Origin of the sequence: Nostoc sp. LPT (assembly GCF_017115165.1) — a bacterium.
Taxonomy (GTDB): Bacteria; Cyanobacteriota; Cyanobacteriia; order Cyanobacteriales; family Nostocaceae; genus Nostoc.
On the sequence record NZ_JABXKF010000052.1, the window covers coordinates 34,120 to 47,831 of the forward strand.

General features: G+C 39.1%; 11 protein-coding genes. All 11 read right to left on the bottom strand.

What is annotated here, in order from left to right; genetic code table 11:
* Positions 1-110: 110 nt before the first annotated feature.
* Positions 111-1,961 carry a heterocyst formation ABC transporter subunit HepA gene (gene hepA / locus HWQ58_RS11960; protein WP_292862158.1) on the bottom strand — a complete coding sequence of 617 codons (1,851 nt, stop codon included), beginning with the start codon at positions 1,959-1,961 and terminating at the stop codon, positions 111-113.
* A gap of 211 nt (positions 1,962-2,172) precedes the next feature.
* Positions 2,173-2,892, bottom strand: coding sequence for a heterocyst development glycosyltransferase HepC (gene hepC / locus HWQ58_RS11965; RefSeq protein ID WP_292862161.1), 720 nt, complete (start codon positions 2,890-2,892; stop codon positions 2,173-2,175).
* Between the two features lie 813 nt (positions 2,893-3,705).
* Positions 3,706-5,934, bottom strand: coding sequence for a polysaccharide biosynthesis tyrosine autokinase (locus HWQ58_RS11970; protein ID WP_292862163.1), 2,229 nt, complete (start codon positions 5,932-5,934; stop codon positions 3,706-3,708).
* A 122-nt stretch (positions 5,935-6,056) separates the two neighbouring features.
* Positions 6,057-7,157, bottom strand: coding sequence for a glycosyltransferase (locus HWQ58_RS11975; protein ID WP_292862166.1), 1,101 nt, complete (start codon positions 7,155-7,157; stop codon positions 6,057-6,059).
* 276 nt (positions 7,158-7,433) lie between these two features.
* Entirely contained in the window at positions 7,434-8,747 is a 1,314-nt protein-coding gene (locus HWQ58_RS11980) for a Gfo/Idh/MocA family oxidoreductase (RefSeq protein WP_292862169.1), read from the bottom strand.
* 97 nt (positions 8,748-8,844) lie between these two features.
* Positions 8,845-9,003, bottom strand: coding sequence for a hypothetical protein (locus HWQ58_RS11985; RefSeq protein WP_292862172.1), 159 nt, complete (start codon positions 9,001-9,003; stop codon positions 8,845-8,847).
* 266 nt (positions 9,004-9,269) lie between these two features.
* On the bottom strand, positions 9,270-9,827 hold the full coding sequence (gene rfbC / locus HWQ58_RS11990) for a dTDP-4-dehydrorhamnose 3,5-epimerase (RefSeq protein ID WP_292862174.1): 558 nt from the start codon (positions 9,825-9,827) through the stop codon (positions 9,270-9,272).
* A gap of 132 nt (positions 9,828-9,959) precedes the next feature.
* A complete protein-coding gene (locus tag HWQ58_RS11995) occupies positions 9,960-10,787 on the bottom strand; it encodes a phytanoyl-CoA dioxygenase (protein WP_292862177.1) in 828 nt (275 codons plus the stop codon).
* A 21-nt stretch (positions 10,788-10,808) separates the two neighbouring features.
* Positions 10,809-11,651 carry a phytanoyl-CoA dioxygenase gene (locus HWQ58_RS12000; protein ID WP_292862180.1) on the bottom strand — a complete coding sequence of 281 codons (843 nt, stop codon included), beginning with the start codon at positions 11,649-11,651 and terminating at the stop codon, positions 10,809-10,811.
* 50 nt (positions 11,652-11,701) lie between these two features.
* The gene (locus tag HWQ58_RS12005) at positions 11,702-12,709 is read right to left on the bottom strand and encodes a glycosyltransferase (protein WP_292862182.1); all 1,008 of its coding nucleotides are present in this window, start codon (positions 12,707-12,709) and stop codon (positions 11,702-11,704) included.
* Positions 12,710-12,747: 38 nt separating this feature from the next.
* Positions 12,748-13,707, bottom strand: coding sequence for a glycosyltransferase family 2 protein (locus HWQ58_RS12010; RefSeq protein WP_292862185.1), 960 nt, complete (start codon positions 13,705-13,707; stop codon positions 12,748-12,750).
* Positions 13,708-13,712: the final 5 nt, after the last annotated feature.

Sequence of the window (13,712 nt, forward strand, 5' to 3'; positions counted from 1 at the left end):
ATCTTACTATTTATTTAGCGAAATTATTGATACATATTTAGTGGTTTACGGCTGTAGAGATTTACAGCCGATTAATATGTTGTAAGTACTTTGTTAATTGGATGTTGTTTCTAATCTGGCTGCCTTACTTCATACTGCATTTGATGATATTTCCAAAGCTTGCCTTTTAGTTCCAATAGTTCTTGATACTTACCTTGCTCTACTATCCGTCCCTGTTCTAAAACTACAACTTTATCTGCTTTAGAGATAGTAGAAAGACGGTGAGCGATCGCAATTACTGTTTTACCAACAGATAGCTTTTCTAATGAATCTTGAATTAAACGCTCAGATAGCGAATCTAAAGCGCTAGTTGCTTCATCCAAAATTAAAATTTCTGGGTTCCGCAGTAAAGCTCGTGCAATAGCAATTCGCTGTCTTTGTCCTCCAGATAACCTGATACCCCGATCTCCTAATTGGGTATCAAAACCTTCAGGCATTTCCAAAATAAATTCTAGTGCATTCGCTAGTTTAGCGGCTTCTTGAATTTCCTCATTCGTCGCTTCTGGAGTTCCGTAAGAAATATTTTGCCAAACATTAGTATTGAAAATAAAAGTATCCTGACTGACAACAGCTATTTTGCGACGTAGAGAGTTAATTTCAAACTGCCGGATATCGATTTCATCAATGAAAATGTATCCATCTGTAGCATTATAAAATCGGGGAATCAAATCAGCAAGAGTTGTTTTACCAGCGCCAGATGCTCCGACTAAGGCTGTCATCTTTCCCTTTTCAATCGTCAGGGTAATATTATGCAGCACTAAATTTTCATCATCATAACCAAAATCCACAGATACTAAATCTATTGACCTGTTTAATCCCTTAAACTCAACTCTGCCATTTTTAAAGTAATATTTTTCATCACTTGTTAGCAAATTTTTAATGTTGTCTGCTGAACCATGTAAAGTACTGAGATATGCTCTTGTACCATTAATATCTTGAACAAATGGGATAAAGCGAAATAGTACAAAGAAAAAGGTTAGCAAAGAAGCAACTTGTAGCGTTCCATTAGTGACAAGACTAGTGAATGCCAAAATAATCATTCCGATCAATACCGTAGTCGCTACCCCTTCGGCAATTGGCTTCACAAGTGTCCAGGTAAACACAACCTTTGTTGTACTACTTATTACCTTATCGCTAGCTTTATAGTAACGCTGACGCTCAAATTCTTGAGTACCACAAGAATGAACAGTGCGAATTCCATTAATAAATTCTATGGCTGTTGATGTAAAATTAGCATTAGCAGTTGTCATGCCAAAACTTGATTCTCTGACTCTAGCATTCAGATTTGACAACCCCACACCTAAAAGTGTAAATAGCAATGCTGATATGATCGTTAATTGCCATGATATCAAAAACATTGATATTAAGTAGACAAAGGTTGTTAGTCCTCTAGTTACTAAAAAAGCTCCGCCACTAAAACCTTGTCTGATTCTTTCAATCTCTGTAGTAATTGTGTTAATTAGTTCACCAGAACGAGTTTTACTAAAGTAACTCAGCGATAAGGATTGTAACTGTTCAAAAATTTGCTTGCGTAAGCGATCGGCAAGATGTAGTTGAGATAATTCAGTATAGACTTGAGAAAAATAATTGAAGGTGGCACGTAACCAAGTACTCAATAGAATCAGCAAAGATACGCGATATAAACGATTAATTGCTGATGTCTTGGCTCCCAAAATCCAAAGATCAAACCATTCTATTCCTGTTTGGACAGGTTGAGCATTGGGGCTAGTTAAGCTTTGTAAAAAGGAAAGTAAGAAACCAATACTTACACCTTCAAAGGTTGCTGCCAAAATTGAGAAAATTAGCGCTAAAATTGCAATTTTGCGAAAGTGTTTAAATTCTCGCAATATCAAATAGTTGTCCTGCCAAAAGCTGCTAGCTTTAAGCAGATTACTGAGTGGTTGAGGAAGCTGGAAATTCATGGATTTTATCATAATATTTTGGCAAGGTAGATAGACCTCTATAGATCAATACAGTTCAGAATGAGCAACAAAATCTTGATGTAGAGATGTGATTTATCGCGTCTTGAAAAACCAATTATCTAGAACCGGATTACTCTATAGATGCTACGTAAACAATTTTTGTTTGAGCCTCAGTGCGGTAGATGAAATCATCAATTACCGCACAGATAAATTACAGAGTTTGGCTATCCAGATGTAACAGGTGAGACTGTGCCTCTACTTCCCAGGAAGCTGTAATTTCTGGTAATTTATTTAGCTGTACTGCATCTTCCAAAGTCCAACAACGAGATCCGGTTAAACTCATGTCACCCCGTAGCACGTTAAATAACTGTGGCAGATTGTCGAGATTGTATTTACCCATCCAACGCTCTAGCGGTGTGTTATTGTGGGTGCAAAAGCTCATCGCTTGAAAGAGTTTACCCCGTTCCCCAACACGCCATTCATGACAAAAAAGTGACCCTGGTGAGTAAACCTGCATTAATACAATCAATCCCAACATGACTGGACTTACTAATAGCAGTAATACGAAAGCAGCAATCCAATCAATTACTCGCTGCAATTGTCTCAAGGGTTGGTTAGGAAGTTTTTTGCCAGCAGGTATGCTTAGGAATATTGGTTTTTGAGCTGCTTCACATGCATCTGCCCAAAATTTGAGCAAAGCCTCACCCAATTTTGGATCTATACTGACCAAACTTACTGGAGAATGTTGTAAGCATTCTACTAGCGATCGCTTATTATCTAATGAAGCCAGATATGGTTGTTTAACTCGTCCAGGCACTTTCACCAAAAGCTTACCCCGTCGCCACTGAAGTGTGCAGTACCCACGATTATCTTGGTGTGACTGGGTTACATCATATAAATTCTCTAAAGTTGGAATTATTGAAGTTGTCATAATGTCTTTGGGTTTATACAGGAGTGAATTACTGAGGCGTTATCAAAGGCTATTAATGCCAAAGACCCAAATCCGAATCTTGTTGTAAGTCCAAAAAGTTGGAGATAATTGAGGGCAAAAATATGCTATAGTATTTGTCACTCAGCCAGGCACGTATTGCGTAGAATTCTGCTGGTGTAGAAATTTACAAATTAGACAGATACTAATTACATAGGTAGCAATCACCGCTACTATTAACATTCATGGGCAAATCATGATTTTCCGGAAACTACTGACAGTAGAGAAGTGTAGAGAGAAATTACCCATGAATCTATATCTACGTTTAATTACGCTGAGGTGTTCATTGTCTTGATAGATTAAAAAAACCAGTCTGCTCTTGTCTTCTAGCCTTTATGAAGGTGCTTTAATCTCTAGAATATAAGACTATGTAGAAATAGCGATCGCTCAAATAACTTCTTTATTTATTCTTTAAAGAGTCAGTGATTTCTCTGAAGACTTATAAAGATAGCATAAATATACTGAATTCTTCCCGATAGCAACAAAATTCAATTTGGTTCATCAAAACGTAGAGGCAATTCATGAATCATTGCTGTCAATTTAAGGTAAAAGCCAGTCTAGAACCAGCTTTTAGCAGATTGTCTCGTTACCAGTCTCAGACTGGGAATGCCCGTCCTTGAGGCTCTGCCTCTTTTACTCGCGGCAGCAGCCCAATTAACAGCATTTCTAGCCAGAGGCTAGAAACGAGAAAAAATGCAAAACGCAAAATTCCCAACTTCTCTAGGAAGTCGGGGATTTATCATCTAGCCGTACTAGCTATTTTTCTACAGCTTGACGTAGAGCTAATTGCTTTTGTTTGATATTAGGTACGTAATTACTACTATTTGATACCCCATTAGCTACAACCCCAATTAGATTTAACTTACTCAACATAGCTGTCGCTTGATTAAGCTGACTTCGTGTCACAATACCAATGCTTGCCACCATAACCACGCTACGACAAGATGATGCGGTAAGCATAGCATCCACCAAACCAAGAACTGGGGGAGCATCTATCAGTACCAAATCATAATTTTCCTCAAATGCTGCCATTAATTGGATCATCCGAGGGGAACTCAATAGATTAGCTGGGTCGGCAGGTTTGGGGCCAGCGGTCAAAATATCGATGTAGGAAGAGCCTGAGTATTGAAGACTAATTTGGTTGGGTAGAGTTGTATCACTCGCCAATAAAGTTGAAAGCCCCTGCTCATTAGGAAGATTCAGTTGATGGTGCAAACTAGGATCGCGTAAGTTGGCATCAATCAGCAGTACCCTTTTGTGTAAACGAGCAGCACTCATTGCCAAACCCAACGCTAAAGCTGATTTCCCCTCATCGGCTAAAGCCGAGGTAATCATCAAAGATTTTAAATTAGTAACAGTATTTAAAAGTTCAATGTTTTTGTAAATCAGATCGAGCGATTCCCAACGCGGGGGAGATTGCAATACCTGAATCGTCCAAGGAGCAAGAACTTCTGGCTTGCCAAAAGGCAACTTGATCATTGATTCTCTGGGTTTGGCTGGCGGTAACTTGGGAGTTGTTCCCAATAACGGCATGGCCATTTGCTTCTCTAACTCAGCAGTGGTGTGAACTGCATCATCAGCCGATTCGCGAATAAAGGCAGCAATACCTCCTAACATTAAGCCAACCACAGCACCTAAGAGCAAATTCTGCTGGAGATTGGGGCCTAATTTTGCGCCTTTTTGAGGATCTTCTACCACTTCCCAATTAAATCCACCCTTGGAAAGTTCTTGCCGTAATTGTTGTTCTGCTCTTAAAAGCTGCTCTAATCTTTCACGACTAAATTGCAACTGCGGTAGCATCCGATTGTAATAAGCCAACAGAGGTGGGAAGCGTTTAATTTCAAAACGCAACTCGTTTTCTTTTTGAGCCAAAGTTTGATCGCGAGCAGTCAAAGCAACTATAGTTGTCTGCGTTTCTACTAACTGACCAGCAAGGCTGAGATCGATTTGACCCAGCTGTCCTTTTTCGAGAAGAGAGTCTCCAGAAGTCAATGCACCAGCAGACTTTCCGCCTAAAGTTCTTCCTACCTCTTGTTGCAATAATTCCTTCTGGCCCTGAAGCTGTTCTTTGAGCTTTTGCACGCTTGGAGTTTGATCTGTAAAGCGTAAGCGTTCCTGTGCTAGTGCCAATTCGCTTTTTTGGATTTCGTTTAGTAAGCCTTGATAGCGAGTAGACTGACTCAAACGAGAAGCAACTAGAGCATTTTGGGGAGAACGGTTAAGTTGTTCTTCTAAAGATTTTTGGCGTGCTAAAGCTTCCCCATACTGAGCACGAGTTGTCTGTCTTTCTTGAGAAAGATTGTTCAAAGCTGTTTCAATTGCTTTCGCCTGTGACTCTGGATCGATTAAGTTCTGATTTCTGCGAAATCTTTGTAAATTTGTCTCAGCGGCGTTTACTTCTTCACTGGCTTTACTTAACTGTTCCCTGATGATTTGCAGACCTTTTTGTAAACGCGAACTCTGTTGTTGTTTGTTATATTCCAGATAAACTTGTCGAATTGCATCTAGAACTTTTTGGGTCTTTTCAGGATCTCCAGCAGTGTATTCAACTTGAAAGATTTTAGTAGCGACATTATCTTCTTTGCTCCTAATTTGAGTTAAGACCAAAGAAGCTTTAATTTCAGCTGAAGTTATATCTGGATAATTAGACTGAAGTTTATCAACTGCTTTTTGGATGAGTCCCGAACTTTGCATCAAGTTAAGCTGGGTAGCAGTATCTATGACCACGTTAGAGTCAGTAAACTGATTGTCTACCCCCGCACCACCTTCCGTTTTACCTTGATAGTTAGGTTCTACTAGCAGTTGCATAGAACTTTTATAAGTAGGTTTTGTCTTTACAGTTACTATGCTGGCAATAACAAGAGAACTAATTAATACTGCTAAGAACCAAGGAAATCTCCGCACAAATACGGCAAACATTTGTCCGTAACTTGGTTCACTTTCAGAAGCTGGAGCTAGATGAGGATTTAGACTAGTTTGAACCACTTTTATATCCTTGTCTTCAAGATTTACGCTAAGAGATTCTCCGAAAAATACCTATTTTTTTGCAAACCGCCAATGAGGAGATATCAAATAAATAGGTAATCTGATAGTGGAAAATTCAGAAATCAAATGAATAATTGATGCACGCCACAAGCTTGATTGATAATTTGCTCAACCTTGCCAAAAAATGCATTCTCTGAAAAGTTTGCTACAGCATGATTGCGGATGCGATCGTAATCCCAAGAAATGCCATTGGCTTCTAGTAAGGCAACTTGGAGAGATTCGGGTGTTTGTCTTTTGAAAAAGACTCCTGTTTCACCTGGAATTTGAGTATCTAATACTCCACCCGCTCCATAAGCGATGACTGGTGTACCGCTAGCGTTAGCCTCGACTGGAACTAATCCGTAGTCTTCTAGGGCTGCGACAATAATAGACTTGGCTTTGGAAAACAAGTCTTTGCGGGTTTTATCACTTACGTGTCCCAAGAACACAATATTTTGTAATGCTTTGGATTTTAACCGTGCTAGTTCTGGCCCGTCACCAGATATTAATAACCGCCACCCTAACCAATTAAAAGCTTCGACTATTATATCAAGTCGCTTATAACTGATCATCCGGGCAGAAGCCAGATAATATTCATCTTTTATATCGGAAAAAACAAATTTACTAGTATCAATTGGATAGTTCACCATCATTGCCTTTTTGCCATAAATCTTTTCAATTCGGCGGGCAACAACACTGGAATTAGCAATGTAAAGGTCAGGCTCCTGTGCATATTTCAGGTCTACCTTTCTCATTACTTGAAATACTTGTTCGATTAAAGGAGCAAAATATCTATAGTCCCCGTATTCTCTTAAATAAGTTGCTGTATCCCATAAAAAACGGGTAACGTTATGGCAAAAACAAATATGGTGGGCATTGGGATTTTTTCGCACTGCTTTGGCGAAGCTGGTGCTACTACTAATAATTAAATCGTAGTCTTGCAGATCCAAGGCGCGAAAGGCAGGGAAATATAGAGGAGCCATCGACCTGAAATATTTTGCTGCACCAGGAATCTTTTGTAAGAAGGTTGTATTAACTATGCGATCGCCTAGATCGATCGTTTTTTGGGGATCGTACAAAGATGTGAAAATATCTGCTTCGGGATAGCGCTTACAAAGCAGTTCAAACACACGCTCTGCCCCACCTCGCTGGGTTAAATAATCATGGACGAGAGCAATTTTCATGAAATTTGACCTAAATCGATCGAGTTTGTTGAAACGCTCCCCTAGCAAGTTATACCAATTCAAAATTCATGCATTAAGAAAGCCAGACATCACAAAGGTATGTCCGTATGTATCTGTCGCATTCTTTTTTCAAATTGGTATTACTATCAACAACTTTAGGTCCCGCAGTATAGCTTTCTATCCTCTTGATAAAATTCTGGCGACAAATATATAGGAGCGTACAGCTGTACGCCCCTACAGCTAATTCATTTGTGACAAATATTTTTAGAACCGATATTATCCAACTGCTACTAAGATTTTTTCTGGAGCGAAATAGGTGTTTTGCTCAGTTCGTAGTTGATCGCAGAGTCTGCCTTCAGGTAATTCTACATCCTCATAAGTGAGGACTCGATCTTTAGAAATATCTCGTTTGAGGCGGCACCCTTCAGCTAAACCCATTGGTAGAAGATTTTGCTGTTGGACGATATCGGAATTTTCACATTGTCCGTAGGTCATGTAGTAGCCGATGCCATCTAAGGTTTCTCCTGCTTTCAAGTCGATTTTGGCGGTGGTGACAACATCTACTAGCGGGCCTGCTAGTGGAGACATCACAGCATCACCAAATAAAACAGCACGCGCTACGGACAAGGGAACTTCAAAATGACAGAGGTGATAAGGAGTATAGAAGCTGTAAAGTGGGCCTTCGCCTAATTTGTATAAGTTGAGATAGTGGCGTTGCTTGGGGTCGTCGTGAGTGGCAAATACATATACGCCTGGGCCTGGTTTTGCTCCAACTACATAATCGACAATACCGCCCAGTTCTTTAAGTTGTTCAACATCATATAACTGGGTCATTTCATCGACATGACCGCTGAAGTCATATCCCAACATTCCCCGTTTGGCGACTTTCATGCCTGTGGCATTGGCAACGATCGCTTGCTCGAAGGAAATTTTGCTTCCGTCGGCGAAGCTAGTTACCATGTGGGGCTTTTGACCCCAATGTTTAGCAAATCCTTCTTGGGTGGTGGGATTGCGATAGGGGTCTTGGAGTCCTTTAATGTTACCGCACAATAAGGGAGTTAAACCAATGCTTTTTACAAAGCGATAAAGGTTCATTTGCACCCCTGGCTGATCGCCATCACAAGCGCTGAGAATCACGCCTGCTTTGTCGGCATATACTTTCAGGATAGGGCCAATAGTGCCATCGAGTTCAGCATTCATCATAATCACATGTTTGCGGTGGGCGATCGCTTCCATGACGATCCCAGCGCCAAATTCCACCGCACCCGTGACTTCGATTAATGCATCGATGCCTTCAGCCCGACACAGTAACTTAGCGTCTTCTGTGACTGCATACTTACCGTTAGCGATCGCATCTTCTAATTCGCTGACAGTTGCAACAACTTGAATATCTTCAATTCCTGCTTCCGAATAAGCTTGTTTAGCTGCACCAATCTGACGATTAGAGATAGCAACTAACTCCATTCCTGGCACTGAATTGACAATTTGGTTGGCAATTCCTCGACCCATAAAACCAGCACCAATCATTCCCACCTTGATAGGATTTTCTGCTGCTGCACAGGCTTGTAAGGCGCGATCGATAATAATCATGAACTAAACTCCTTTTTGGAACTGTTTGTTGTGTTACAAATTCTCGATAATTTTGTACTTAATAATTCGTTACGGCTAAATATTAAGTGCATTTTCATTAATAACAGCTACTAACTGGTTTTTTGCTAGATGTTTTAGTAGTCTGTTTTTTCTGGCTGTGATTTTTGATAATTTGCTCTACAGCATTTGTGTAGGCTTGGGCAAACTTTTCTTTGGTATGATTTGCTCTTGCATATTCCCATGCCTGACGAGACATCAGCTTTAAGTCTTCAGCAGACAAACTGGCAATACTTATGACTTTCGCATTATTGTATTACCTCATGCAGAGGAGCCAGTATGTTGTACGGAAAACACCTGGCACAGAGAAATATAGCAATCTTATCTAAGTTGCGAAAAATACTCTTTTTAACGAACCGCAAAGGGCGCATTCGCGCAGCGTCTCGTCAGAGAAGGACGCGAAGAAGGAGAATAAAAAGAGAAGAAAGAATTTCACAAATGATTTAGGATTGCTATAGTCTATAGTTATCTGGAAGCTGTACCACCAACAGTCATCATTCTCAACAAAGGCCAATTTAAATCTTTATCAGAGATTTCAGTTACATCTAGAGGCCAATCAATGTTAAAGAATGGGTCATCATAACGTAAACCTCTTTCATATCCTGGGGTGTAAAATTCACCCACTTGATATACAACTTCAGTCTCATCAGTGAGTGCTTGATAGCCATGAGCAAACATTTCTGGAACATACAAAGCGCGGCGATTTTCTGGTGTTAGTTCTACACCAATGTGTGATAAAAAGCTAGGAGATTCAGGACGCATATCAATAATTACGTCGTAGATTGCGCCTTTAGTACAGCGAATTAATTTTGTTTCTGCTGCTGGCAGAATTTGATAGTGCATTCCCCGGATAGTGCCTTTTTTGTAATTAAAAGATAGGTTACATTGGGCAACTGTTGGCTTTAATCCATGTGCTGCAAATTCTTGAGCGCAGAAAGACCGAGCGAAAAAACCACGGTGATCTGGCTTTTCTTCTAAATCAATGATGAATGCGTCTTTAAGTGCAGTTTGAGTGAAGATCATGAATGAATAACCTCGAAAGGAATATTGAGGACAACAAAAATTGGTAAGTTTAAAAACTTAACTTGTTACAAACCTCATCAAAAAGAGTCTTGAGTGGGTTTTTAGATTAACAATTAGCTTGCTTGGACTGAACTATATGGTCGCTAACTTTGGTTGGGGAAAAGTATTGTCTCGATATTGAGTACAAACTTCTGGACGATCGGGAGAAGTAGAAGTGTAGCAAGAGAATAGAGTTAACCTATCTTCTGTGCGTAATGTCCCGTGATGTATGACTTTTTTGGGATCTACAATAATTACTGTTCTTGCTGATCCCATACAAGATTTCCAAGCCTGTTTCGGGATAATTTCATTTAGTTCGTCATCTGTGATGCCTAAATGACCAGATTGCCAAAGCTTGTAGTAAGTACGATAATAGTTTAATCTCAACAAAGAGGTTAAAGAGGCTGGAATATATTCAAAGGGGCCGTGCTTTTCTTCCACATCATTTAAGTAAATAATGATTTTGATCATGCGGCGGTCTTCTGCATCTTTGTGCCATAGTTGTGTACCAAACTGATTTTTATTCGGTAAATCCTTGCGGAGATGTACACCATGAAAAATGATCGGTAGACCAATGTAGTTTTCAATGATATTTAGAAGCCTTTTTTCGCTTCCCCAAGTAGCAAATTCAGGTAAATAGGTAACTGTGTAAATTTGAGGAAACTTTTCATTTGAATCGTCATTATTGATAGATGCCATATGGGACGAATAACTATAAGCTGCCTTGAGCAGTTCTGATGTTGAATCGAATTCCAATTCAGTAAGTGTGGTGATATGAATACCATCACATTTAAGATTGTCAAGAATTTGGCGATCGCCTGCTTCTAGTGCAGGCAAATTAGCAGCATGTTTTAAAAGTGCTAATCTGTAAACTAACTCAGATCCCAGTGAAGATATTTTGCGTTTAATCTTGATCAGCATGGCATGACTACCTTTAATACGCTATCGGCTATTTTCTACTTGTTGCCTTAACTCTGCTCTGGGATAAGTATCATCCCAGTATTGGGTGCAGAGTTCTGGTTTTTCAGGAGGGTTGGCGGTGTAACAAAAAAATAGTGTTGAGCGTTCTTCTGTGCGAACTGTGCCGTGATGCAAAACATTTTTCGCATCTACAATCAAGACAGTACCTGCTGGGCCTGGGCAGGATTTCCAAGCTGATTTGGGGATGACTGTTTTCACTTCTTCATCATCGATGCCCCTATAGCCTGACTTCCAAAGTTTGTAGAACAGCCGAATATAATTCCAACTAAATAAGGAAGTTAAAGAGCGGGGAATGTATTCAAAAGGCCCAGTTTTTTCTTCGACATCATTCAAGTGAATAAAGATTTTGATAATGCGACGGTCTTCGGAATCGCCATGCCATAGTAGTGTGCCAAACTGATGTTTGCTAGGGAAATCTTTACGTAAATGTACACCGTGAAAAGCAATAGGAAGACCAATATAATTTTCGATGAGATTGAGAAGTCTTTTCTCCATTCCCCACGCATAAAATTCTGGTAAACCTGTAACTGTGGAAATTTGTGGCAACTTTTCATCTAGATGGTCGTTGTTGGGATTTTCCATCTGAGACAATTGCTGGTAAGCAGCTTTGAGCAGTTCTGAGCTAGAGTTGAAGCCTAAATCTGCCAGTGTTGTGACACAAACACCATCTTTTTTGAGAGCCTTCAGGATATGGCGATCGCACCCTTCCAATGCTGGCAGATTTCTGCTATGCTTCCAACGAGCTACATAATATTGAAAGTCAGCAGCTAGTGTAGATATTTTGCGTTTAATTACATTAAACATGTGGTAAATTATTTCTAGTTTAAATGTCAATTGGTCGGTAATTTAGTAGCTTATGGCTTATAGCTCCGCATTTCTTGAGTAGATATTTCACTTGATTCTGCTAAACTAAATTCTTTAGAAATCATCACGTCAAAAGCACATAAACTGACTAAAGCCAAAAATGGGACTACTGTCTTAATGGCGGACATAGGCCATCTTCTTAAAGCACCTAAGAAAACTTTCAAGTTGACTTCTTTACCGTTTTGCAAAAGCATCCGCCGACAAAACTGTTTAGAATATCCACTCTGCTCCAATTTCAAAATTACTTCGGGTATGTGTTTGTATTGCATTAACAGTGCAGATTTTGGTTCTTTCTGCCAATAACTCACACCCACAACACATTCCAAATAAGTCTCTTTCGTGACAATTACACGACCATTAGAAGCACAATACCCAGCTAAATATGCTAAAGATATCCAATTATTCTCAGCATCTTGCCAATTTTGTAAAGCGCGTTTCACTAAATCAGTGCGGTAGATTGTAGCAGTCAGAAAAATGACTGCACCGACACTTTTTGAGAAACAATGCTCAAATATAGCTTTACCATCACCATCACCATCTTCACTATCTATATCAAACCAGCGATTACCAACAATTGTTGGTGGATGAACTGGTTCACCGGTAATTTGGTTCCGACCGGAAAAGTTGAGAAACAATAATGATAAATCTTCATATTGCTTAAGTTTGTTAATCACATAAGCAATGGCTCTATCTTGAATTGGATCATCATCACCAATTGTCCAAACATATTTTGTTGTATTAGAATTTAGGCAATACATAATATTTTTGACAACGCCTAAATTCTGAGGATTTTTATTTGATTTAAATGGGATACTGCTAAGTATTATTTGCCATTTTTTAATTACCTCCTGAGTATTATCTGTTGAACAATTATCAGAAACTAAAATTTCACAATCATCTTCAAAACCTTTGATAGCTTGAGCTAGCCATGCTAACTGTTTATCCAGCAATTCAGCACGATTATAAGTCGGTATAGCAATGGTCAGTAATTTCTGCATGGTAAGAAATAGTAGTTAAGAAATTGATATATTAATGGTTACAGGCTAGTCTCTAGCTGTTTGGGTGGAAAAAGAATTGCCCAAGCTGATATACTTAACAAACGTAGGTAAGGAATAAATATCTTGATTGTCAAGAAAGGCCAACGTTTTAAAGCACCTAATAGGATTTTCAAGTCAGTTTTTTGATGGAAATTCTGCCAAATCATTTCCTGACAAAATTTATGAGGATATCCTACCTTTAGTAGTTTTATATAAACTTCAGGTATGTATGCATATCGCATTCTAAAGTTCCATGTTGGGTCAAGATCCAAAACACTAGCGCCCATAGTACATTCTAAATAAGTGTCTTTAGTGACGATGACACTTCCATGAGCAGCGCAAAATGCAGTCCAATAAGCTTGAGAGGCCCAATTATTAGTAGCAGACGGCCATTTTTGTAAAGCTTGTTGCACTAGATTTGTGCGATAAATTGCTGCTGATATAAAAAGTACACCACCAAAATTTTCATTCAGGTAACTTTGAAATACAGCTTTGCCATCAACTTTTAGTTCGTCGTTATCACTATTCAACCAGCGTTCGACAACAAGTTGACCTGTTTGTTTTTGACGACCAGAAAAGTTTAAAAACATTAGTGCTAAATCTGAATCTGAATATGTTTTTAGTGTTGTTAATACATAATCTAGGGTTCTCTCTTGAATTGGATCATCATCACCAATTGTCCAAACATATTTACTATTTGGAGCTTTTAAACAACAAGCAATATTACCCATAACCCCGATATTTTCACTATTCATATTTGAGGTAAATGTAACATTGCTAAGGGTTAGCTGCCACTTTTGAATAACCTCTTGGGTATTATCTGTAGAACAATTATCAGAAATAAATATTTCACAGTCAGACTCAAACCCTTTAATAGATTTAGCTAACCAAGTAAGTTGTTTATTTAAAATATGGGCACGATTGAATGTAGGAATAGCAATAGTCAATAATTTATTCATATAGC